Annotated in this window: 21 protein-coding genes; 8 read left to right on the top strand and 13 right to left on the bottom strand. The window is 65.4% G+C overall.

Translation table 11 applies throughout. The annotated features are described in order from the left end of the window. A partial coding sequence (locus CXQ89_RS18560; RefSeq protein WP_219815561.1) for a hypothetical protein occupies positions 1–198 on the top strand: 198 nt, incomplete at its 5' end. Positions 199–488: 290 nt separating this feature from the next. On the opposite strand, the gene CXQ89_RS06645 is transcribed toward CXQ89_RS18560, so the two are convergent. From CXQ89_RS06645 to CXQ89_RS06635, 3 genes are all read right to left on the bottom strand, one after another. Next, positions 489–1,274, bottom strand: coding sequence for an MBL fold metallo-hydrolase (locus CXQ89_RS06645; protein WP_104052377.1), 786 nt, complete (start codon positions 1,272–1,274; stop codon positions 489–491). A gap of 24 nt (positions 1,275–1,298) precedes the next feature. Beyond that, positions 1,299–2,405, bottom strand: coding sequence for a branched-chain amino acid aminotransferase (locus CXQ89_RS06640; protein WP_104052378.1), 1,107 nt, complete (start codon positions 2,403–2,405; stop codon positions 1,299–1,301). Between the two features lie 61 nt (positions 2,406–2,466). Next, entirely contained in the window at positions 2,467–3,528 is a 1,062-nt protein-coding gene (locus CXQ89_RS06635) for a 3-isopropylmalate dehydrogenase (RefSeq protein ID WP_104160626.1), read from the bottom strand. Between the two features lie 120 nt (positions 3,529–3,648). Between CXQ89_RS06635 and CXQ89_RS06630 the strand changes: the two genes are divergently transcribed. The 6 genes from CXQ89_RS06630 to CXQ89_RS06605 all read left to right on the top strand — a co-directional run bounded on the left by CXQ89_RS06630 (position 3,649) and on the right by CXQ89_RS06605 (position 9,941). Next, the gene (locus CXQ89_RS06630; RefSeq protein WP_104160625.1) at positions 3,649–4,860 is read left to right on the top strand and encodes a sensor histidine kinase; all 1,212 of its coding nucleotides are present in this window, start codon (positions 3,649–3,651) and stop codon (positions 4,858–4,860) included. 2 nt (positions 4,861–4,862) lie between these two features. After that, complete coding sequence (locus CXQ89_RS06625) at positions 4,863–5,603, top strand: response regulator transcription factor (RefSeq protein ID WP_181032242.1); 741 nt, start codon at positions 4,863–4,865, stop codon at positions 5,601–5,603. Positions 5,604–5,649: 46 nt separating this feature from the next. Then, positions 5,650–5,964, top strand: coding sequence for an MmcQ/YjbR family DNA-binding protein (locus CXQ89_RS06620; RefSeq protein WP_104160624.1), 315 nt, complete (start codon positions 5,650–5,652; stop codon positions 5,962–5,964). 70 nt (positions 5,965–6,034) lie between these two features. After that, positions 6,035–6,799: an ABC transporter ATP-binding protein gene (locus tag CXQ89_RS06615; RefSeq protein ID WP_104160623.1), complete on the top strand. Its 765-nt coding sequence runs from the start codon at positions 6,035–6,037 to the stop codon at positions 6,797–6,799. A gap of 2 nt (positions 6,800–6,801) precedes the next feature. Then, positions 6,802–9,300, top strand: coding sequence for an FtsX-like permease family protein (locus CXQ89_RS06610; protein ID WP_104160622.1), 2,499 nt, complete (start codon positions 6,802–6,804; stop codon positions 9,298–9,300). A 110-nt stretch (positions 9,301–9,410) separates the two neighbouring features. Further along, positions 9,411–9,941, top strand: a complete 531-nt coding sequence (locus CXQ89_RS06605) for a hypothetical protein (protein WP_104160621.1) — start codon at positions 9,411–9,413, stop codon at positions 9,939–9,941. A 91-nt stretch (positions 9,942–10,032) separates the two neighbouring features. Here the strand turns inward: CXQ89_RS06605 and metG are convergent, their stop codons facing one another. The 9 genes from metG to ilvD form a co-directional block, all read right to left on the bottom strand. Next, positions 10,033–11,592, bottom strand: a complete 1,560-nt coding sequence (gene metG, locus CXQ89_RS06600) for a methionine--tRNA ligase (RefSeq protein ID WP_104160620.1) — start codon at positions 11,590–11,592, stop codon at positions 10,033–10,035. A gap of 46 nt (positions 11,593–11,638) precedes the next feature. Continuing rightward, complete coding sequence (locus CXQ89_RS06595) at positions 11,639–12,412, bottom strand: hypothetical protein (protein ID WP_146067202.1); 774 nt, start codon at positions 12,410–12,412, stop codon at positions 11,639–11,641. A gap of 55 nt (positions 12,413–12,467) precedes the next feature. Beyond that, positions 12,468–13,829 (bottom strand): FtsX-like permease family protein, encoded by a 1,362-nt coding sequence (locus tag CXQ89_RS06590; protein ID WP_104160618.1) that lies wholly within the window; start codon positions 13,827–13,829, stop codon positions 12,468–12,470. Further along, a complete protein-coding gene (locus tag CXQ89_RS06585; RefSeq protein ID WP_104160617.1) occupies positions 13,826–14,551 on the bottom strand; it encodes an ABC transporter ATP-binding protein in 726 nt (241 codons plus the stop codon). The genes CXQ89_RS06590 and CXQ89_RS06585 overlap by 4 nt, the downstream gene beginning before the upstream one ends. Positions 14,552–14,648: 97 nt before the next feature. Further along, on the bottom strand, positions 14,649–16,244 hold the full coding sequence (gene serA / locus CXQ89_RS06580; RefSeq protein WP_104160616.1) for a phosphoglycerate dehydrogenase: 1,596 nt from the start codon (positions 16,242–16,244) through the stop codon (positions 14,649–14,651). 206 nt (positions 16,245–16,450) lie between these two features. Continuing rightward, positions 16,451–17,476, bottom strand: a complete 1,026-nt coding sequence (gene ilvC, locus CXQ89_RS06575) for a ketol-acid reductoisomerase (RefSeq protein ID WP_104052390.1) — start codon at positions 17,474–17,476, stop codon at positions 16,451–16,453. A 69-nt stretch (positions 17,477–17,545) separates the two neighbouring features. Then, positions 17,546–18,061: an acetolactate synthase small subunit gene (gene ilvN / locus CXQ89_RS06570; protein WP_104052391.1), complete on the bottom strand. Its 516-nt coding sequence runs from the start codon at positions 18,059–18,061 to the stop codon at positions 17,546–17,548. Between the two features lie 4 nt (positions 18,062–18,065). After that, positions 18,066–19,973, bottom strand: coding sequence for an acetolactate synthase large subunit (locus tag CXQ89_RS06565; protein WP_104160615.1), 1,908 nt, complete (start codon positions 19,971–19,973; stop codon positions 18,066–18,068). Positions 19,974–20,377: 404 nt separating this feature from the next. Next, the gene (ilvD, locus tag CXQ89_RS06560; protein WP_104052393.1) at positions 20,378–22,081 is read right to left on the bottom strand and encodes a dihydroxy-acid dehydratase; all 1,704 of its coding nucleotides are present in this window, start codon (positions 22,079–22,081) and stop codon (positions 20,378–20,380) included. A 161-nt stretch (positions 22,082–22,242) separates the two neighbouring features. Between ilvD and CXQ89_RS06555 the strand changes: the two genes are divergently transcribed. Continuing rightward, entirely contained in the window at positions 22,243–22,689 is a 447-nt protein-coding gene (locus tag CXQ89_RS06555) for a hypothetical protein (protein ID WP_104160614.1), read from the top strand. Positions 22,690–22,722: 33 nt separating this feature from the next. Here CXQ89_RS06555 and CXQ89_RS06550 read toward each other — a convergent pair whose 3' ends face one another. Continuing rightward, positions 22,723–23,679, bottom strand: a complete 957-nt coding sequence (locus CXQ89_RS06550) for a 2-hydroxyacid dehydrogenase (protein WP_104160613.1) — start codon at positions 23,677–23,679, stop codon at positions 22,723–22,725. Positions 23,680–23,739 lie beyond the last annotated feature (60 nt).

Here is a 23,739-nt window from a genome sequence, read left to right as displayed (position 1 = left end):
CGGAAACAACCAGTTCAACCAATTAAAATAATTGGTATCAATAAACTTGGCACACTATTGAGTTCTCAAACAACAGATGCATCCGAAATACTCGGAAAAACAAAGAATGTTTTTCTTTTCTCTTCGCTGCAGTGTTTCTTTATTCTATTTCATCCGGACCGTTTTAGCAATTCCGCGGTATTCGCGGTAATTGGCTGAAACAACCGTTTGAACCCGCCACAAAGCATTCGGATGAAATCCGCTGCTGTGTTTTTGGGCTGTTGCCGGATCCGGGAGCCTTGCCAGCGGACCATGTCCGCCAGGCACTCACCGGGGCAACTCACTAAACTTTACACAGACTTGCCGGTCCTTGCAAACCGCCGGAGTGTGACCTCCTGCACTCTGCCGGCCCCGGGGCGTCTGCGCTAAATCTGCGCGTTGCCGAACCAACTTCCAATAGTTTGCGACGGAAGTTCAGGTCCCTGCAAGTCCGGCGGCCGTTGTCTCGCTCACAGCGGATCGTTGCCCCGCAGATACTGCAGCTGGGCAGCCACTGACAGTTCCGCCGCTCCGCGGACGTTGGCCGGCACATCGGCGTAGACCAGGTCCGCCACCTCGGAAACGGAGGCTCCTTCTCCTGCTTCCTCCAGCGCGGCGCGAATCTGCTCCAAACGCTCCTGACGGTGGTCCCGGTAGGTCAGGACCACTGTGCTGAGGTCAGAGAGCACGGGCCCGTGCGCCGGCAGCACCGTTGCATGCCCCAGCTCTGACAACCGTTCCAGGCTGGCGAAATAGTCTCCGAGTGTTCCGTCCGGGAAGTCCAGAACTGTGGTGCCGCGCCCCAGGATCGTGTCGCCGGTCAGGACGGATCCGCCCGGCCCGTCGGCGGGAAGGTGGAAGCAGACGGAATCCGAGGTGTGGCCGGGGGTGGCCAGGACCGTGATGTCCACTCCCCCGGCGTGCACCACTTCACCATCAACGAGCGGATCTCCGTCCACGCAGTAGGCAGGGTGGAAGGCACGGACAGGCGCCCCGGTCATTTCGGCAAACCGTACGCTTGCCTCGGTGTGGTCGGGGTGCCGGTGTGTAATGAGGACCAGTTCCACAGTCCCGGCGGACGCCAGCAGCTGCAGGTGCGCTTCATCCAGGGGCCCCGGGTCCACCACCACCACATGGTCTGAATCCTCGGCAGCAATGACATAGCTGTTGGTTCCCTCCAGACTCATGGGACCGGGGTTCGGCGCCAGGGCAAAGCGGGTCAGCGGGCTGCTGCGGGTCAGGGTGGTGGTGGACATCGGGTTCCTTTGTTGAGCCGGGGTTTAGGCCAGTCGGGTCAGCCAGCCGTGGGTATCTTCCACGGTGCCGGTCTGAACGCCCAGAAGCTGTTCGCGGATGGACATGGTGACCGGGCCGGCAACGGCGTCGGCCGATCCAATGGTCTCGGTTTCAGTCTTTAGTTCGCCCACCGGCGTGATGACAGCAGCAGTGCCGCACGCGAAGACCTCGGTGATGTCACCGGAGGCCACGCCGTCGCGCCATTCATCCAAGGTGATCTTCCGTTCCTGGACGTCCAGTCCGCGATCGCGGCCCAGCTGGATCACGGAGGAGCGGGTAACGCCGTGCAGGATGGTGCCGGACAGTGCCGGCGTGACCAGGCTGCCGTCTTTGAAGACAAAGAAGACGTTCATCCCGCCGAGTTCTTCCACCGCGTTGTCATTGGCCGCGTCAAGGAACAGCACCTGCTTGCAGCCGTGCGCCTCGCCTTCCATCTGGGCGATCAGGGAAGCAGCGTAATTGCCGCCGCACTTGGCTTCGCCGGTGCCGCCGATGCCGGCGCGGGCGTACCTGGTGGAGAGCCAGATGGATACGGGCTTCAGTTCGCCGCCGAAGTAGTTGCCGGCGGGCGAGGCGATGACACGGTAGGACACCTCGCGTGCCGGGCGAACGCCGAGGAACGCTTCGGTGGCGATCATGAACGGGCGCAGGTAGAGCGCGGCGCCGTCGCCTTCGGGGATCCAGTCCGAATCCACCGACACCAGCCGGCGGAGCGATTCCATGAACAGCTCTTCAGGCAGTTCCGGCAGGGCAAGACGGAGGGCGGAGAGGTTCATGCGGGCGGCGTTGGCTTCCGGGCGGAACGTCCACACCGAGCCGTCGGCATGCCGGTACGCCTTGAGACCCTCGAAGATCTCCTGGCCGTAGTGCAGCACGGCCGCGGCCGGATCCATGGCGATGGGACCGTACGGTTCAATCCGGGCGTTCTGCCAGATACCGGTGCCGGTTTCATCGGCCTTGTAGTCGATGACCGCGGTGTGGTCCGTGAAGTAGTCTCCGAATCCGGGGTTGGCCAGTATGGCCGCACGCTCCTGCGCCGACTTTGGGTGGGCAGAGAGCTGCTGGGAGAATTCCAGAGCGCTGACAGACATTTTTCCTCCACGGTGGGCGGCGCGGGCCGTCCGACGAATTGGTTATTGATACTCCCCGAGCTTATGACACCGCTGCGGCTATCGCATTGCCGACTTCCGCCGTCGTGCGCGGTTCCCCGGTGCGTGCGGCGAGGTCCTCCTCCACCGCCTGTTCCACGCGGGCGGCTTCTTTTTCCAGCCCGAGGTGGCGCAGCAGCAGCGCCGCGGAGAGGATGGCTGCCGTGGGGTCGGCTTTCTGCTGGCCCGCGATGTCAGGGGCGGAACCGTGCACCGGTTCAAACATGGAGGGAAAGGTGCCGTCCATGTTGATGTTGCCGGATGCTGCCAGTCCGATGCCGCCGGTCACAGCAGCAGCCAGGTCCGTGATGATGTCGCCGAAGAGGTTGTCCGTGACGATCACGTCAAAACGTGAGGGATCAGTCACCAGGAAAATGGTGGCCGCGTCCACGTGCAGGTAGTCGTGGCTGACCTCGGGGAATTCGACGGCGACGCGTTCCACGGTGCGCTTCCAGAGCCTGCCGGCGTAGACCAGCACGTTGTGCTTGTGCACCAGGGTGAGTTTTTTGCGCGGACGCTCGCTGGCGCGCCGGAACGCATCCCGGACCACGCGTTCCACGCCGTAGGCGGTGTTCAGGGAGACCTCGGTGGCAACTTCGTGCGGAGTTCCTTCGCGGAGCACTCCCCCGTTGCCGGTGTACGGGCCTTCGGTGCCTTCGCGGACCACAATGAAATCCACGGTGCCGGGGTTGGCCAGCGGGCTGGCGACCCCGGGGTAGAGCCGGGACGGACGCAGATTCACGTAGTGGTCCAGGCTGAAGCGCAGCTTGAGCAGCATTTCCCGCTCCAGAAGCCCGGACGGAATGCTCTTATCCCCCGGAGCCGCCCCGACGGCGCCGAACAGGATGGCGTCATGGCCCTTGAGCGCTTCCAGGGTGGAGTCCGGCAGGGTTTCACCCGTGGCCAGCCAGTGCTCGGCGCCAAGCGGATACTCAGTCAGCTCGAGGCGCACGGGGCCGCCGTCCGTCACCGCAAGGAGTACCTTAACGGCCTCGGCAGTGACTTCAGGACCGATGCCGTCACCGGGAATGACGGCCAGGGAAACAGTGGAGGACTCTTCGCTCATGCCGCCATTCTAGGAAGGGTGTCCATATCGCGGGCAAACCGTTCCACATGCTGGACGCTTCCGGAGATCAGCCCCTGGCATGAGGACCTGCAGGCGGGTCAGGCCCTAAAGTTGTTGTCCATGCTCGTGCACCGCCGAATCCAAGCCTGGCTGCAGGCCAATCCCTTCAAGGTAGACACCACTCTCATGCTTTTCGGTGTGCTCTTCTTTGTGCTTTCGGCAACGGCGGTCGGAAGCCCGCATCCGGTATTCGACATCGTCGTGTCCCTGGGCATTGTGGTGCCCCTGGCATGGCGCCGGACCCGGCCGGTGCTGTCCGGCAGCATCACCGCCTTTTTCTGTTTAATGCAGGTAATTTTCAGCGGTTTCCCCCTGCCGGCGGACATCGTGGTCCTGGCAACGGTCTATGCGCTGGCCGCCTATGCACCGCGCTGGGCGAGCCTGGGCGGGTTGGCCCTGGCGCTGATCGGCGGGATGCTGTTTGTTTTCCGCTACTTCGCCAACCCCTTTGAGGGCCTTGGGACCATGACCGCGGCCATGTTCGTCTTCAACGTCATTGCCTTTGACGCCGTCATCCTGGTGGCCTGGACCTTCGGCGACCTGGCCCGCACCCGCAGATTGGCCCTCCAGGCACTGGAGGACAGGGCACGACGGCTGGAGACCGAGCGGCAGCAGGAACGCGATCTCGCCGCCGCTGACGAGCGCTCCCACATTGCCCGGGAAATGCACGACATTGTGGCCCATTCCCTTTCGGTCATCATCACCCAGGCGGACGGCGCCCGGTACGCGAGCGCCCAGGATCCCGAAATTGCCGTCAAGACTCTCGGTACCATCGCGGAGACGGGCCGCGGATCGCTGCGTGAAATGCGGCGCCTGCTCGGGGTGCTGCGCGGCGACGAGCTGGCTTCCACGCGCCCGCTGCCCTCGCTGGCCGACGTCGATTCCCTGGTGGACGCGGTCAAACGCGCCGGCCTGGAGGTGAGCGTGCATCGGACGGGAGCCATGCGGCGCCAGCTTCCCGCCGGAGCGGAGCTCACCGCGTACCGGGTCATCCAGGAGTCACTCACCAACGTGCTCAAGCACGCCGGCCCATCGGTGCGGGCGGACGTGGAGCTGGAGTGGACGTCCCGCGGCCTGGAGGTCCGGGTGTTCGACGACGGACGCGGCGCCGGCGCGGATGCCGCGCCGCCGGCTCCCCCGGCCGCCGGTTCCGGCCAGGGCATCAATGGCATGACGGAGCGGGTGGCCCTCTACGATGGAAAACTGGTGGCCGCACCCGCAGTCGGCGGAGGATTCCGCGTTACCGCATTCATTCCCTATACGGAGGCCTGAGCATGACCGGCACCCTGTCCAACCCTTCCGGCAGCGACATCCCCGAGCCCGCGCCCATCCGGGTGGCCCTGGTCGATGACCAGCAGCTGGTCCGCGGCGGCTTCAAGATGCTGATCAATTCCCAGCCCGATCTGACCGTGGTGGCCGAGGCAGGCAACGGCGAGGAAGCGGTGCGCGCGCTCTCCGCCGTGCGCGCCGACGTCGTCCTCATGGACGTGCGCATGCCCGGGATGGACGGCATCGAGGCAACCTCCCGGATCCTGGAGCGCGCCGCGGCGCAGCCCAAGGGATCCAGCGACGCCGAGCTCAAGGTGGTGGTACTGACCACCTTCGACCTGGACGAGTACGCGCTGTCCGCGATCCGCGCCGGAGCCAGCGGGTTCCTGCTCAAGGACGCCCCGCCGGAAGAACTCCTCGACGCCATCCGCACCGTGTACCGCGGCGACGCGGTGATTGCGCCGTCGACCACCCGCAGGCTGCTGGACCATGTGGCTCCCCTGCTCCGCGAGCCCACCGCCGAGGTCAGCCGGCATGCGGCCGACGTCGAACGCCTCACCCCCCGCGAGCGCGAAGTCTTCGGACTGATCGCGCAGGGACTCTCCAATCCGGAAATCGCCGCGCACCTGTTCCTCTCTGACGCCACAGTGAAAACGCACGTGGGCCACATCTTGGCTAAGCTCGGCGCCCGGGACCGCGTGCAGGCTGTGGTGATTGCCTACGAAACCGGTATCGTCGCACCGTAGTTCCTTCGTGCCCTGCCGGCGGCAGACCCCCCACCAGGAGGTGACCATGGCCAGTGAAGACGATGTCCGTTCCTTCTGCCTTGGGCTGCCCGGAGTCACCGAACGCCTCAGCTGGCAGCAGCCCGCGTGGTTTGCGCGGACTCTGATGGCGCGTATCTGGGATGACGGGGTCCTGACCGTCAAGTCTCCGGAACGGGAGGCACTTGCGGGCACCAGCCCGGACACCTTCTTTTGGACGCCGCACCACGACCGTTCCCCGCTCTTGGTGCTGGTGCGGCTGGACCGGGTGGACCGCGGTGGACTCGAGGAACTGCTGCTGGAGTCCTACCAACTGGCAGGCCCGCTTCCACCCACGGTATGAGACGGAGCCGGGCTGATCCCCGCCCCTCCTCCGATGCTCCGGCAGCCGGCCGAGACATAACGTAGTGGGTATGACAACCCTTACTGAGAAATCTTCCGTGCCCGGCGGCACCACGGCCGCCGCTGCCGCACGGTCCCTGAACAAGACTTACGGCTCCGGCGACACCGCCGTCCACGCACTGTCCGACGTTGACGTCACCTTTGAAGCCGGAACCTTCACCGCCATCATGGGACCGTCCGGATCCGGCAAATCCACCCTCATGCACTGCCTCGCGGGACTGGACACGGCTGACTCGGGCAGGATCTGGATCGGGGACACGGAGATCACATCCCTGAAGGACGCCGAGCTGACCCGCCTGCGCCGCGACAGCGTGGGCTTTGTGTTCCAGTCCTTCAACCTGGTGCCCACCCTCACGGCCGAACAGAACATCACGCTGCCCGTGGCCCTGGCCAACGGCAAGGTGGACCAGTCATGGCTGGAGTACATCACGGAGACCCTGGGCCTGACCGGCCGGCTCAAGCACCGCCCCCACGAGCTCTCCGGCGGACAGCAGCAGCGCGTCGCCGTCGCCCGCGCCCTGCTGACCCGCCCTCATGTGGTCTTCGGCGACGAGCCCACCGGCAACCTGGATTCGAAGTCCGGCGCCGAGGTACTCTCCCTGCTGCGCCGCTCCACCCGGGAAATGGGCCAGAGCATCATTATGGTCACCCACGATCCGGTGGCTGCTTCCTACGCCGACCGCGTGGTCCTGATGAACGATGGCGCGCTGGTGGGGGAACTGGCCAACCCGACGCCGGAGACCGTGCTCGCAGCCCTGACCAAACTGGGAGCCTGAGCATGCTGCAGGTAGCCCTGGCGCAGGTGCGCCTCAACGCCCGCCGGTTCATCGCCGTCTCACTTGCCGTGATGATCGCCGTCGGATTCCTGACCGCCACGCTGGTCATCAACTCCTCGTCAAAAGCCTCGCTGACCCAGAGCGTGGGTGAGGGTTTCCGGAACGCGGATCTGGTCCTCAACGGAAACCTGTACCGCGCCGACCCGGTGGTGCTGAACGAAGACACAGTCGACGTCGTCCGCGACCTTCCCGGGGTGGAGGGCAGCTATGCCGTTCACCGGGGCTACGCCAGCTTTGGCACGGGTCGGGACACGGTATTTGCCCAGGTCAACAGCATTCCCGAGTACACACCGCTCTTCCCCGGGGAAGTCATCGACGGTTCACTGCCGGTATCCGACGGCGAAGTTGCCGTGGACAGTGACACCGCAGAGCGCCAGGGCCTCTCGAAAGGCTCGGTACTGAACCTCACGGGCGGCCCCGATGAATCTGCGGCACAGCTGACCGTCACTGCCCTGGTTGCACCCTCCAACGATCCGACCAGCATGGGCACCCCCCAGCTCTACGCCGCCGGTGCCACCGCGGCGTTGTTCGCCAACACCGAAGACGGGTTCGACACCATCCAGCTGGCACTGGCCGACGGCGCCAAGGCGGACGAGGTACGGGCCACCGTGGAGCAGGAACTTTCAGCCGCCGGCATGGACGAAGTTGTTGTCCGCACCGCCCCGGAACAGACCGACGCCGTCGTAGCCATGTACACCGGCGGAGACGACGCCCTGACCCTCATCCTGCTGGCCTTCGCCGCCGTAGCCGTGCTGGTCTGTGCCCTGGTGGTCTCCAACACCTTCTCCGTACTGGTGGCCCAGCGCACCCGCGAACTTGCCCTGCTGCGCTGCATTGGTGCCGAACGTTCACAGATCCGCCGCTCCGTCCTCGCGGAAGCCCTGATCGTGGGCATCGTGGCGTCAGTTGCCGGTGTCGTGGCCGCCGTGGCCCTGGTGGGCGGCATCATCGCCTACCTGCAGACCATTCCTGAAAGCGGCTTCGCCACGCTGGCGGTCTCCCCTGTGTCGGTTGTCGTTGGCCTGCTGGTCGGCGTCCTGATGACTGTCCTGGCCGCACTGGTTCCGGCCCGTGCCGCCACCGCGGTTGCCCCGCTGGCTGCCCTGCGGCCTGCCGAAGACGTGCGGGCCGGAACGAAACGCGGCCGGGTCCGCCTGATCGCCGGGCTGGTGCTGCTGGCCGGCGGAGCTGCCCTCCTGGCAGCCGGCGCCATGTCCGCGGATCTCATGGTGGCGCTTCCCGGCGGCATCCTCAGCTTCGTGGGCGTGCTGATGTGCGCCACCCTGTTTGTTCCGTCGCTGGTGCGGGCTGTCGGTTCGCTGGCCGCACCGCTGGGTGTGCCCGGAAAACTCGCTGCCGTCAACGCCGTCCGGAATCCCCAGCGCACCTCGGCCACGGCGTCCGCCCTCCTGATCGGCGTCACCCTCGTGACCATGATGATGACCGGAGCCGCAACCGTACGGACTTCCCTGGACAGTATGCTGGCCGGGGAGTTCCCGGTGGATGTGAGCGTGGCCGGCCAGGACCGTCCGTTTACCGCAGCTGATGCGGATACCGCCCGTGCCGTGGACGGAGTGCAGGACGCCGTCCTGGTACCTGTGGCAGGGACCACCGATACGAAGGACTGGGGGGCGTACGACGTCTACGCGCTGGACCCTGCCGACGCGGCAAAGGTCCTGCAGGATTCCAACCTGGTCCTGGCGGATGACACCATCCTGATGCCGCAGGGCGTCAAGGACGAAACCCTGACGGTTGCCGGGGCAACCTCCAGCGTGGAGCTGAAGGTCCTGGTCTCGGAGGACAAAATGCTGCGTCCGCTGATCACGTCCGACACGGCCGCGGCCCTGGGCGGCCCCGCGCCGGTAGCCGCTTCCGCGGACTACGTTCCGATGCCGCAGCTCTGGCTGTCCGTGGAGGACGGTTTGAATACCACTGCCCTGATCGATCTGCGTGCCGAGCTGGCTGAACGGCTGGACGTGGAGGAGTACACCGTGAACGGTTCCGCGATTGAGCGCGCCGCCTACGAACAGGTCATCAATGTCCTGCTGATGGTGGTCACCGGGCTGCTGGGCGTCGCCGTGGTGATTGCCCTGGTGGGCGTGGCCAACACGCTGTCCCTGTCAGTCCTGGAACGCACCCGCGAATCCTCATTGCTGCGGGCACTGGGCCTGACCCGCGGACAGCTGCGCGGCATGCTGGCGCTGGAAGCCGTCCTCATTGCAGGAGTCGCGGCGCTGATGGGCAGCGTGCTGGGATCGGTGTACGGCTGGCTCGGAGCACAGTCGGCGCTGGGCTCCTTTGCCTCCGTGGCGCTCTCACTCCCGTGGCTGCAGCTGCTCGGCGTCCTGGCCGTGGCACTGTTGGCCGGACTGGCCGCCTCGGTCCTCCCGGCCCGCCGTGCCGCCCGCCTCTCCCCGGTGGCTGGACTGGCCGCCGACTAACCGCCGCTGCGGGTTCCCCGACGGGTCACGCCGCCTGGGAACTCGCGGCAGGTAGGGTGATCTGACAGGATAGTAAGCAAGCTGATCAGCATGAGTCGAAGGAGTATGAGATGTCCAATCCCGGGGCCGCCTGGAAACCCAAGCATGCATCCCTGTCCGCATATCTGGATGACCATCTGCTGGGCGCTGAAACCGGGGTTCGGTTGTTCAGCGCAGCCCGCCGAACCTGGGAAGGGTCCGAGTACGAGCAGACCTTCGCTGACCTGGAGTCCGAAATCGCCGGGGAACGGGACGAGCTGGAGCAGTTGATGCTGGTTTTGGGCTACCAGCGGAGCAAGTTCAAGAAGGCCCTGGCGATGGCCGGCGCCGTAACCGGGAAGCTGGGACCGATCAATCCGCTCAGCACCGGAGGCGGCACCACGGGCCAGTTTGAACTGGAAACCCTGCAGTCCATCGTCCGGGCCAAGGAGTGCCTGTGGCGGACCCTGCTGGCCTTGTCCGCGCACGACCACAGGTTCAATCCGGCCCGGCTTCAGGAAATGATCGAGATGGCCGGCCGGCAGCAGGATGCTGTGGCCCGGGTGATGGAGGAAACCGCACCGGCCCGGTTCCTGACGGGTACCCTCGCCGCGCATTCCTAAAACTCCAGCGCTTCATCCAACGAAAGAGTGCCCTTTTGACCAGGTCAGAAGGGCACTCTTTGGCTGTTAATCCGGGTGTTTGCCGGTTGCGTTACTCGGCGGGTTCCTCATACTTCGGGAAGATCGGCGCGGGAGCCGGCAGCGGTGTACCCGGGACCAGCGGCGTGGCGATGGCACTGAACTGCCGCGCGTCGTCGTCGTTCTGGCCGAGCACCGTCAGCAGCTTGGCTGCGCTGTCGGGCATCACCGGCTGGATCAGGATGGCCACAATGCGCAGCACCTCCAGCGTTACGTACAGCACCGTGTTCATGCGTTCGACGTCGGTCTTCCGCAGCACCCAGGGTGCCTGCTCGGCGAAGTAGGCGTTGGTGTCGCCGAGGACCTTCCAGGTGGCTTCGAGCGCACCGTGGAAGTCCTGAACGTCGTAGGCCTTGCGGGAGATCTCCAGGAGTTCGCCGGCGGCGGCCAGGATGGCCTTGTCCTCGTCGGTGAATTCTCCCGGCTGCGGAACTGCGGCGCCGCAGTTCTTTGCCACCATGGACAGCGAGCGCTGGGCCAGGTTGCCCAGGTTGTTGGCGAGGTCCGAGTTCATCCGGCCCACCACGGCCTCGTGGCTGTAGGAGCCGTCCCCGCCGAAAGGCACTTCGCGCAGCAGGAAGAACCGCACTGAGTCCAGACCGTACTGGTCCGCCCATTCCTTGGGCGCCACCACGTTGCCCAGGGACTTGGACATCTTCACGCCCTTGTTGTGCAGGAACCCGTGGATCATCACGCGCTTGGGCAGTTCCAGGTCCGCGGACATGAGGAACGCGGGCCAGAAGATGGCGTGGAAACGGGAGATGTCCTTGCCGATCACGTGGACATCGGCCGGCCAGTACTTCTGAAAGGACTCCGACTCGGTGTCAGGGAAGCCGACGCCGGTGAGGTAGTTCGTGAGGGCATCCACCCACACGTACATCACGTGCTCCGGGTTGCCCGGAACCGGAACGCCCCAGTCAAAGGTGGTGCGGGAAATCGACAGGTCCTCGAGTCCGCCCTTGACGAAGCTGATGACCTCGTTGAACTTGGACTGCGGCGCGGCGAAGGTCGGCTGGGCCTCATACAGTGCCAGCAGCTTGTCCTGGTACGCGGAGAGGCGGAAGAAATAGCTTTCTTCCTCGGTCCACGTCACCTCGGTGTCCGTCTCCTTCGAATACCGGATGCCGTCTTCGCGGACTTCGGTTTCATCGTCGGTGTAGTACGCCTCGTCCCGGACCGAGTACCAGCCGGCGTACTTGGAGAGGTAAATGTCGCCCTTCTCTTCCATCCGCTTCCAGATGGCCTGCGCCGCGGCGTAGTGGTCCTTGTCCGTGGTGCGGATGAAGCGGTCATGGGAAATGTTCAGGTCCCGGCTCATCTGCTGGAACGCTGAGGAGTTGCGGTCCGCCAGCTCCTTGGCGGTGATGCCTTCCTTGTCCGCCGACTGCTGCATCTTCAGGCCGTGCTCATCGGTGCCGGTCATGAAGAAGACGTCGTACCCGTCCAGGCGCTTGAAGCGGGCCATGGCGTCGGTGGCGATGGCCTCGTAGGCATGGCCGATATGGGGCACTCCGTTGGGATAGGAGATGGCCGTGGTGATGTAGAACGGGGTCTGGGAATCGGAAGAAGTCACATAAGAAAATTACCCTGTTTCGCCTGCGCTTGTCGCTTCGGTCCGTTCAAGCCCCGATGCCGGAGCGCGCCTGCCGGGCGGCACCGCGGCGTTCGGCCCGTGTTTGATACCCCGGAGTGTCGAGCCTGGCGTAATGACCCAGGCCGAGAAGGGCGAGGGTGTAGAAACAGCTGATGGTGCAGGCAGTACCGACAACGGCCCGGTACGGCAGCCAGGAGTCCCCCTGGGGCAGGATGGCGAACTCCGCCCCGATGCACGCTGCAAGCAGGACCGCGAAGAGAAGCTCCGCCGTCATCCTCAGCTTTGGTTGCCGGTAGCGCGGGGACAGCAGGAGCAGCAGGGGCGCAACGGGCATAAGCCACACCGCTTCGTTGATCCAGACGGTGGCGACCAGCAGAAACGCCGCCACTGCGCTTCCGGCATAGAGCAGGACGAACTTCCAGCCCTTCGGCAATCCTCCCCGAACCCCGTAGAGAGCCGTCAACAATGCCCAGGGCGGGAGAGCAGCGTGCACGAGTTCCATGGGACCGGCCGGGATCAGACACAGCAGCAGGGCTGACGGAACCAGGTAAACCGTCAGCCGAACTCCCGCGGCAGGCGGGCGGACGGGTGCAAAAACCATCAGCCCGGTCAGGAGCACTGCCAGGGCAAACACCAGACGGTAGACCAGGAATTCAGTGCTCCGGTGGTCCAGTCCGGAAGAGGCCAGCGTGTTGATGAAGACGGCGGCATAGACGCCAATTCCCACCAGCAGCAGGGAGGCCATGGTCCATGACCGAGCGAGCGGTGTTGCGGCCTGCTCCGCCGGAAGCTGTGACATGGGCCCAGTCTAGGTGCGTTCAGGGCAGACTACCGGGGCATCCAGCGGCCCCTGGCTAAGACTCACCGTCCAGGACACCCGTCAGGACCGGGCCCGTCGCCGCGAGTCCCGCGCGCACCAGCGCCACCCCGGCAGCAACCGACGCCGCCAGGAAGATCATGGACACCGGCGCGAACAGCACCGCGGCTCCGGTGAGCGGGAAGAGCAGCAGGGCAGGCACCGCCGTAGACACCGCGCTCACCAGCAGAAGCGGCTGCATGACGGCTCCAATGCGGGCATCGTCGATGACGCTGCGCGGCATCCCCATCCGGTCCAGGCTGCGGTACAGGTCCGCACGGTCCAGCACGGTGGCGGCCTGGTTGATGCCGGCCGAGCAGGCGACCATGAGGAATCCGGCAACCACGGTGATCAGGACGCCCGTCATTACGTCTCCAGGCAGGAAATCCTCAGGTCCCTCCGCCTGCACCCCCTGCAGGACCGAGGCACCCGCTCCGGCAACGACGGCGGTGAAGCAAACCATGGACAGTGCGCTGACCTGCCGCCAGGCCGCTTTGGGCGCGTCCAGCACAATCCGGGCGGCAAGCAGGGCCTGCGGCGTTGCCGCCCGGCGCAGCCGTCGGCGGGCCGAGACAGCCACCAGCCACGGCCCCACCAGGTTCAGGACCGCCAGCCCGGCGGCAAAGGCACCGAACAAAACGGCCAGTGCCAGGGCGGCCACAGCAATGGGAGTCATCAGGGCGAGGACACAGCCGGCAATGATGACCACCGCCGCCACGGCCCGGCGCCCCCGCACCTTTTGCGGCACGGCACGGGTGCGGACGCCAAGCGGCGAAACCGTCACCCGGCGCAGGCCGACGGCGGAGCTGACTGCCGCCAGGAGCACCACCGCCAGCACCGTTGCGGCACCGGCCGCCGGGTGCAGCCAGTAGGCAGCGCCCAGCGCCGCACCGCGGAAATGAATCAGCTGGATAAACGGCGCGAGCACCAGATAGCCGGCCACGCCTCCCAGGGCGCCCGCGAATGCCTGGGCGCTGGCCTCCAGAACCGTCACCCGGCGGACCGTCTTTGCGGAAGCACCCAGCAGGCGCAGGGTTGAGAGGTGCTCGTCGCGGCGGCGGGCGGAGAGCCGCGCAGCCGAACCTCCCAGTGTGATCAGGGGAAGCACCAGCAAAATGAGGGCAAAGCACGCGAGCAGCAGGTACAGGTCACCCTCCTCGTCCCCCCACTGCAGGAAGGACAGGGCACCGGCGAGGACCGTCAGCAGCAAGGTGGTGACCACGGCGAAGGACGCGGCCGGCAGCAGAGCCGCTGTTCGCCCGGCGGTACCGGGGCGGTTCAGCAGCCAGGTAATCCGCAGGGGTACAGCCAGCGGAGAGGAGTCCACCGCACGGACCAGGGCGGAGGCCACGGCGCTCATCGGCGGATTCCCGCGGCGCCGGCGGTGTCCGCCACCACGACGCCGTCGGCCAGGGTGATGATCCGGCTGCACCAGCGGGCAACGTCGGCATCATGGGTGACAACCACCAGTGCCCGTCCGGTTCCCTGCACCGTTTGCAGCAGCTGTCCCATGACTTCTGCTGAAGTGCGGGAGTCCAGAGCGCCCGTGGGTTCGTCAGCGAACAGCATCCGGGCGCCGGTGACCTGTGCCCGGGCGATGGCTACCCGCTGCGCCTGTCCCCCGGAAAGCTCACCGATCCGCCGTTCCTCCATGCCGGCCAGTCCCAGGGCGGCCAATGCGCCGGCTGCAGCCTGTTCCGCCTCCCGGCGGGCCGTGCCGTCAAGCATGAGGGCCAGGGCCACGTTCTCCCCGGCGGTGAGCTCGGGTATGAGCAGCCCCTGCTGGAACACGAAGCCGAACTCCCGCCGGCGCAGGGCGGACCGGGCGTCGTCGTTCAGGGCTGTGACCTCGATCGGCAGCGCAGTATCCCGGAACAACCGCACCCGTCCGGCGTCGGGCGAGATGATGCCGGCCAGGCAGTGCAGGAGCGTGGTTTTTCCGGAGCCGGAGGCTCCCATGACGGCGAGGGACTCTCCGGGGCGGACAGTGAGGCTGACCCCTGCCAGGGCCGGAGCGCCGTCGTACGTCTTTACAAGGTTCTCGGCCGCCAGCAGGGGCGCACCGGACATGGATGCAGTCATGCCTCCATGTTGTCCCGCCGCGGGTAGGCGGCGCCTCGGAGCCCGGCATGAACTCCGTGCCAGGCGCCTCCTACCCTGGGCGGACCCGGCAGGGCTGTCAGCCCTGCAGATCAACCTCGCGGACCACGGTGGCACCGATTTCGGTGCGCAGTGTTTCCAGCACGTCCTGCGGAACGGAGGAATCCACGGTCAGCAGTGACAGGGCCTGGCCGCCCTCGGTGTTGCGGGCCACCTGCATGCCGGCAATGTTGATGTTCTTCTCCCCCAGGACCCGGCCCAGGGCGCCGATGACGCCGGGGCGGTCGGCGTAGATGAGCACCAGCAGGTGCTCGCTGATCGGGATCTCGAGGTCATAACCGTTGACGCCCACAAGCTTTTCGATCTGCTTGGGCCCGGTTAGGGTACCGGCGACTTCCAGCTGGGTGCCGTCCGAAAGGGCGCCGCGGATGGTCAGTACGTTGCGGTAGTCATCCACATCGGGGGTCTTGAGCAGACGGACCTCTATGCCGCGCTGCTCGGCCAGGACCGGAGCGTTCACATAGGAGACCTGCTCGGAGACGATGTCCGTGAAGATGCCCTTGAGTGCTGCCAGTTCCAGGGCCTTGACGTCCAGCGCGGCGATCTCGCCGGCCACCTCAATGTCGATGGCGGTGACGGAGTCGGAGGAGAGCGCGGTGAAGATGCGTCCCAGCTTTTCGATGAGCGGGATGCCCGGGCGGACGTCCTCGGCGATGATGCCGCCGGCCACGTTCACGGCGTCGGGCACCAGTTCGCCGGCGAGGGCCAGACGGACCGATTTGGCGACGGAGACGCCGGCCTTTTCCTGGGCTTCCTCGGTGGAGGCGCCCAGATGAGGGGTGACAATGACGTTGTCCAGGGCCTGGAACGGCAGGTCGGTGGAGGGTTCCTTCACGAAGACGTCCACACCGGCACCGGCGATCTTGCCCTCGGTCAGCGCGGCGTAGAGGGCATCCTCATCCACCAGACCGCCGCGGGCCACGTTCACCACGTAGGCGGTGTCCTTCATCTTGTCGAAGGCCTCGGCGCCGAGCATCCCCACCGTCTCGGGGGTCTTGGGCATGTGGATGGTGACAAAGTCAGCCTGCTCCAGCAGCTCGTCCAGCGTCACCAGGCGGACATTCAGCTGGGCGGCGCGGGCCGGGGTGATGTACGGGTCATAGGCGAGGATTTCGGTGCCGAAGCCCTGCAGCCGGGCGGCCACCAGGGCTCCGATGCGGCCCAGCCCGATGATGCCGATCTTCTTTTCGAACAGCTCAATGCCGGAGTACTTGGAGCGCTTCCACTCGCCGCCCTTGAGGGCTGCACTGGCCTGCGGAATGTGGCGGGCCAGGGAAAGGATGTGTCCGACGGTCAGTTCCGCGGCGGAGATGATGTTCGACGTCGGGGCGTTGACCACCATGACACCGGCCTGGGTGGCGGCCTTGATGTCCACGTTGTCCAGGCCGACACCGGCCCGGGCAATGACCTTGAGGTTCTTCGCGGCAGCGATGGCTTCGGCGTCCACCTGGGTGGCCGAGCGCACCAGGATGGCATCCACGTCCGCAATGGCGGAGAGCAGCTGCGTCCGGTCCGCTCCGTTGGTGGAACGGATCTCAAAGTCCGGACCCAGGGCCTGGACTGTGGCCGGGGAAAGTTCTTCCGCAATAAGTACGACGGGCTTGGTGGCTGTCACCGGTGACCTCTTTAGCTGTGGTGGATTCTGGTGGGGATCTTGGTGAAACCTTTTTCTGCGCAAAGAGGCCGGGACCCGTTCAACCGGGCCCGGCCTCTTTACCGAAACGGCTTGCTCTTGCGAGCTTATCGTTTCGCTGTTGGGCGCACTCAATCGTGTGCCCTGTGTTACCGGCAGGTTACCGGCCTCCGTTTAGCGGGATCTGCCTAGCGGGAGACGGAGCCTTCGGTGTAATCGTCGTCCGACTTGATCCAGGAGAAGAGCTTGCGCAGTTCGCGGCCGGTGGCCTCGATCGGGTGGTCTTCGCCCTTCTGGCGCAGTGCCTTGAACTCCGTAGCGTCGGCGTCCTGGTCATCGATGAAGCGCTTGGCGAAGGCACCGTTCTGGATGTCAGCCAGGACGGCCTTCATGTTTTCCTTCACGCTCTCGTCAATGACGCGGGGTCCGGAAACGTAGTCGCCGTACTCGGCGGTGTCCGAAACGCTCCAGCGCTGCTTGGCGATGCCGCCTTCGACCATCAGGTCAACAATGAGCTTGAGCTCGTGCAGCACCTCGAAGTACGCGACCTCGGGCTTGTAGCCGGCTTCGGTCAGGGTCTCGAAGCCGTACTGGATCAGCTGTGATGCACCGCCGCAGAGGACAGCCTGCTCGCCGAAGAGGTCAGTTTCGGTCTCTTCGGTGAAGGTGGTCTCGATGACGCCGGCGCGGGTGCCGCCAATGGCCTTGGCGTAGGACAGGGCCAGTTCCTTGGCCTTGCCGGAGGGGTTCTGCTCGACGGCGATGAGGTCGGGAACACCGCGGCCGGCTTCGAATTCGCGGCGCACAATGTGGCCCGGACCCTTGGGGGCAACAAGCGCGACGTCGACGTCCGCCGGCGGCTGGATGTAGCCGTAACGGATGTTGAAGCCGTGGCCGAAGAACAGGGCGTCGCCGGCCTGCAGGTTCGGGGCGATCTCTTCGGCGTACACGAAGCGCTGGACCTGGTCCGGGGTGAGCACCATGATGAGGTCAGCCTCGGCAACGGCGTCGGCAACGCTGAGGACACGCAGGCCCTCAGCTTCGGCCTTGGCGCGGGACTTCGAGCCTTCCTTGAGGCCAACGCGGACGTCAACGCCGGAATCGCGCAGGCTGAGAGCGTGGGCGTGGCCCTGGCTTCCGTAGCCGATGACCGCGACGGTACGTCCCTGGATGATGGACAGGTCGGCGTCGTCGTCGTAATACATGTCAGTCACAGTGTTCTCCTACTGAAGTTTGTTGCTGGGTTCTTGGATAAAGGTTTGAAGCGGAACTGCAGCGAAAGCCTAGGCGGTGCGCAGGTGCGCGCGGTCGCCCATGGACTTGGAGCCGCGGCCGATGGCCAGCGTTCCGGATTGAACTATTTCGCGGATGCCAAAGGGTTCAAGCACTGCAAGGAGTGCATTGAGCTTTTCGGCGGTGCCTGTGGCTTCAACGATCAGCGAGTCGGTGGACACGTCAACCACTGAAGAACGGAACAGCTCGGCTGCCTGGGTTACCTGCAGCCGGGTTGCGGCATCCGCGCGAACCTTGACCAAGATGTGGTCGCGTTGCACGGAAGACTCGGGAACCAGCTCAACAATCTTGATGACATTGACGAGCTTGTTCAGTTGTTTGGTGACCTGTTCCAGCAGGTCACCCTCGGCCTCGACCACCACGGTGATGCGGGACAGTCCCGGCACCTCCGAGGGGCCGACAGCCAAAGAATTGATGTTGAATGCCCGGCGGGCAAACAGGGACGCGACGCGGGTCAGGACACCGGGAACGTCTTCAACCAGTACGGAAAGGGTGTGGCGTGCCATGGCCCTAGTCCTCCTCTTCCCAGGTGGGTGTCATGTTGCGGGCAATCTGGATCAGGTCATTGGAAACGCCGGAGGGAACCATCGGCCACACCATTGAGTCGCGGCTGACCACAAAGTCAATGACCACCGGGCGGTCGTTGATCGCCAGGGCCTGGCGGATCGTATCGTCAATGTCCTCTTCGCGCTCGCACCGCAGTCCGGCGCAGCCGTAGGCGTCCGCAAGCTTCACGAAGTCCGGAACGCGGACGGTGTCATGGCCCGTGTTCAGGTCCGTGTTGGAGTAGCGGGACTCGTAGAAGAGGGTCTGCCACTGCCGCACCATGCCCAGGGAGGAGTTGTTGATGATGGCAACCTTGATCGGGATCTTGTTGATCAGGCAGGTGGCCAGTTCCTGGTTGGTCATCTGGAAGCAGCCGTCGCCGTCGATGGCCCAGACCACGCGGTCCGGGTTGCCGACCTTGGCGCCCATGGCTGCGGGCACCGAGTAGCCCATGGTGCCCAGCCCGCCGGAGTTCAGCCAGGCGCGGGGACGTTCGTACTTGATGAACTGGGCGGCCCACATCTGGTGCTGGCCCACGCCGGCCACGTACACGCCTTCCGGTCCGGTGAGCGCACCGATGCGCTCGATGACCTTCTGCGGGGCAATATGGCCGTCCTCGGGTTCGCTGTAACCCATGGGGTAGATCTCGCGCAGGCGGTCAATGACTTCCCACCAGGGGGCAATGTCGGGGCGCTCGACGGCGAACTGAGCCCGTACGGCGTCGGACAGTTCAGGCAGGATCTCCTTGACCGAGCCCACAATCGGCACGTCCGCCGGCCGGTTCTTGGAGATTTCGGCGGGATCGATGTCCGCGTGGATGACCTTCGCCCCGGGGGCAAAGGAGGACAGCACGCCGGTGACGCGGTCATCGAAGCGGGCACCGAGGGTGATAAGCAGGTCCGACTGCTGCAGGGCCGTGACCGCCGAGACGGAACCGTGCATGCCGGGCATGCCCGCGTGCTGACGGTGCGAATCGGGGAAGACGCCGCGGGCCTGCAGCGTGGTGACGACGGGCGCACCCACCAGCTCGGCCAGTTCCAGCAGCTCTGCAGAGGCATCAGCCTTCAGCACGCCGCCGCCAACGTAGAACACGGGACGGTGCGAGGCCGCGATCAGGCGTGCGGCTTCGCGCACCTGCTTGGAGTGTCCGCGCACCACGGTGCGGTAGCCGGGCAGGTCAATCCGGGGCGGCCAGGAGAACATGGTCTTGGCCTGCTGGGCGTCCTTGGAGATGTCCACCAGCACCGGTCCGGGGCGGCCGCTGGTGGCAATGTGGAAGGCCTCGGCCAGGACACGGGGGATGTCATCCGCGTTGGTGACCAGGTAGGAATGCTTGGTGATGGGCATGGTGATGCCCACGATGTCCGCTTCCTGGAAGGCGTCGCTGCCGATGAAGGCGCTGGAGACCTGGCCTGTGATGGCAACCATGGGAACCGAGTCCATGTGTGCGTCTGCGAGGGCGGTCACCAGGTTGGTGGCACCGGGCCCGGACGTGGCGATGCAGACTCCGGCACGGCCGGTAACCATGGCGTAACCCTCTGCGGCGTGTCCGGCTCCCTGTTCGTGGCGGACCAGGATGTGCCGGAGCTTGGTGGAATCCATGAGCGGGTCATACGTCGGAAGGATTGCGCCGCCGGGCAGGCCGAAGATGTCCTCAACGCCCAGCTCTTCCAGCGCCCGGACAATAGCCTTGGAGCCGGTCATCTCGGTGGGCGGAACAACATTGTTGGAGCCCTGCACCCGGGTGTCCACGGCTTCGGACGGAACGGAAACGGAAGAGGCAACATCACGCGTCTTGGCAGCGGCTGCCTTGGCGGCAACGCTGGCCTTGTTGGCCATCAGCGACGGGCTGATTGGCGATCCCTTACTCATAAATTCTTCCTTACGGATACTTATTCATGTGATCTGCTGCGGCGGCCGGCCGGACGATTAGCCCGGGACGGCTTTTCTGCTTTGTCTGAAGCCAATAAAAAAACCCCTCGTGCCGGTTGGCTCCGTAGGGGTTCGCGCGTGACGTTCTTGCAAGCTCGGCGGTTAGGCCACGCGCTTGATAAGGACGACGGGTACGATCTGCATGCCCTTCAGTCTTCCCGTCCCCTGCGGGGGTGTCAAACTTATGAGACTTCCGTCTCATTATGTGGACAACGTGTCCGTTCTTTGGACGCCCAGTTCCCCTGGTTCCCTGCCCGCCCAAGGCGGCAGGGCTTAATAAGGTTGAAAACCCTAAGGGGCCCCAGGCAGCAGGCGCTCCGGCGCCTGCTGCCTGGGGAGGGTTTTCAACCGCAGTAAGCGCCGGTGGAGGCAGAGTTGACCAGTTTGGTGTACTTGCCCAGCACGCCGGTGGTGAACTTGCCCGGCAGCGGCTTCCAGCCAACCTTGCGCGCTTCCAGCTCGGACTCGTCGACCAGCAGGTCGAAGCTGCGCGCGGCGATGTCCACGCGGATCCGGTCGCCGTCCTTCACGAAGGCAATAGGACCGCCGTCGACCGCTTCCGGCGCCACATGGCCGATACACAGGCCCGTGGTGCCGCCGGAGAACCGGCCGTCGGTGAGCAGCAGGACGTCCTTGCCCAGGCCCGCTCCCTTGATGGCACCGGTGATGGCAAGCATTTCGCGCATGCCCGGTCCGCCCTTGGGGCCCTCGTAGCGGATGACGACGACGTCGCCGGCGTGGATTTCTCCGTTGTCCAGGGCATCCAGTGCACCCTGTTCACGTTCGAACACGCGGGCGGTGCCTTCGAAGACGTCGGCGTCAAAGCCGGCGCTCTTCACGACGGCGCCTTCCGGCGCCATGGAACCGTGCAGGATGGTGATGCCGCCGGTCTTGTGGATGGGGTTGTCCATGGCGCGCAGGACCTTGCCGTCGGGATCCGGCGGATTGATGGAGGCCAGGTTTTCCGCAACGGTCTTGCCCGTGACGGTGAGGCAGTCGCCGTGGATCAGGCCGGCGTCGAGCAGTGCCTTCATGATCACCGGCACGCCGCCGATCTTGTCGACGTCGTGCATCACGTACCGGCCGAAGGGCTTCAGGTCCCCCAGGTGCGGAATCCGGTCACCGATGCGGTTGAAGTCCTCCAGCGTGAGGTCTACATGAGCTTCGCGGGCGATGGCCAGCAGGTGCAGGACGGCGTTGGTGGAACCGCCGAAGGCCATGGTGACGGCGATGGCGTTTTCGAAGGCCTTTTTGGTCATGATGTCGCGGGCGGTGATGCCCTTGCGCAGCAGGTTGACCACGGCTTCGCCGGACTTGCGGGCGAACTCGTCGCGCCGGCGGTCGGCCGAGGGCGGCGCGGCGGAACCGGGAAGGGACATACCCAGTGCTTCACCGATGCAGGCCATGGTGTTGGCCGTGTACATGCCGCCACAGGCGCCTTCGCCCGGGCAGATGGCACGTTCGATGGTGTCCAGGTCCTTGAGGCTCATCTTGCCGGCGGCGCAGGCACCCACAGCTTCAAAGGCGTCGATGAGCGTCACTTCCCGCTCGGTGCCGTCTTCCATCTTGGCGAAGCCGGGCATGATGGAACCGGCGTACAGGAAGACGCTGGAGAGATCCAGCCGCGCGGCAGCCATCAGCATGCCGGGCAGGGACTTGTCGCAGCCGGCCAGGAGGATCGATCCGTCCAGGCGCTCGGCCATCATCACGGTTTCCACGGAGTCGGCGATGACTTCACGCGACACCAGGGAGAAGTGCATGCCCTCATGTCCCATGGAAATGCCGTCGGACACCGAGATGGTGCCGAACTGCATGGGGAAACCGCCGCCGGCGTGGACGCCTTCCTTGGCACCCTGGGCCAGGCGGTTCAGGGACAGGTTGCAGGGGGTGATTTCATTCCAGGAACTGGCGACGCCGATCTGCGGCTTTGCGAAATCGTCGTCCCCCATTCCGACGGCCCGGAACATGCCGCGGGCCGGGGCTGCATGGATCCCGTCCGTGACGACTCGGCTGCGGGGTTTGATGTCAGGGGTATTCTCCACACTCATGTTCCGATCTTAGGACCTATCGGAGGCCGTTCCGGGGCATGTGACGGATGCATGCCCCGGTTGTTACGGCGCGTGAAGAGCACGTGACAAGTGGATGACCAACCAGGGCGTTGCCGTGGCGGGCTTCCATTGTCCGGGGCTGATGTTCATAGACTGGGCAAATGACTTCGGCACCAGAATTCCGCGACCAGCCCTCAAGCGATGACATCAAGGCTGTGCTCCGGCATGTGTTTGAATCTCAGATCCCCAACTATGGGGACTACAACCTGGTCTGCGCCGTCCCGGGCGGAGACGATGCCGAAACCTACTATGTGGTGGGTTACCGGTGGCGCCCCGCAGAGCTGGTGTTCGCGCCGTTCGATCCCGAAACGCTGTCCGGCACGGAAGCTCCCACAGCAGTCAATTCGACCAACCTCTCCCACACTGATGAAGTGAATTCAGGAGACTACGAAGTGGGAACGAACACCGGGCGCCTTTTCCGGTTCCGGGTGCTGTCCACGGCTTTGCTGCCAAAAAACAGCGACGGCGGAGAGCGCCGGATCATCGAACAGGCCGGGGACCTGGAGGATTTCAGCGCTTTTCTCGACCACTTCCTGACTCTGGCCTGACGCCGGGCCTGGCCGCGCCCAGCCCCGGCAGGCTCAAGCCCACGGCCCCCGCAGGACAAGGTTCATTGGTTCCTCGCCCCGGGCCAGCCGGTCCACCTGTTCTTTGAGCAGCTTGCGGATGCGCCGCACAAAGGCCTCGGTGTTTCCTCCGACATGCGGGGTGATGATCGCGTTGGGTGCCTTCCACAGCGGATGATCCGCCGGCAGCGGCTCCGGATCGACGACGTCGAGCGCGGCTGACAAACGGCCCGAGACCACCTCCGCAGTGAGCGCGTCCGTATCAACGACGGCGCCGCGCGCCACGTTCACGACCAGCGCCCCGTCAGGCAGCGCCGCCAGGACGTCACGGCCAATGAGGTGCCGCGTTTGCTCGTTCAGCGGTGTGATGACCACCAGGACATCCGCTGTGGCAGCGAGTTCGGCCAGTTCATCGACCCCGTGCACCAATCCGTGCTCATCGGTGCGTGCCCGGCTTCCCACCCGGGTCAGTTCAACTTCGAAGGGCTCGAGCCGGCGCGCGATGGCGGATCCGATTCCGCCCACACCCACCATCAACACCCTGGAGTCGGCCAGTCCGCGGTAACGCCTGCTGCCCCACGTGCCGGTCTGCGCATTGCGCACGGCGTCATCAACTCCGCGCAGACTGGCCAGCATCAGGGTCAGTGCAAGTTCCGCGGTCCCGGCCGCATGGACGCCCGCAGCGCTGGCGACGGCAACGCCGGGGCCGGCGAGTTCCGGCAGCCCGTCATATCCGGTGGTCTGGGCCTGAATCATCCTGAGGTTGGGTACGCGGCCCAGTGCCTCGCCCCAATCGTTTCCCGCCGCGTACGGCAGGACGACGGCGTCAATCTCGCCGTAGGTTAGCCCGCTGGGCTCCCCCACCAGGTCCCAGACGCCGGCGCGGAAGCCGTCAGGCAAAGGTTCCAGCGCATCGAGGAGATCTTCGCTGGGCACGGTCAGGGTGCGGACGGGGCGGAATTGCTCATTCATGCCTGACAGCCTAGCCCCGGGGCTGCTCCGCACCGTGCACTCTGGACACCGCTGCGGCGC

Origin of the sequence: Arthrobacter sp. ZGTC212 (assembly GCF_002929255.1) — a bacterium.
GTDB lineage: Bacteria > Actinomycetota > Actinomycetes > Actinomycetales > Micrococcaceae > Arthrobacter_B > Arthrobacter_B sunyaminii.
The sequence above is the reverse complement of the archived record's forward strand: the minus strand, read 5'-3'. Positions and strand labels throughout refer to the sequence as shown.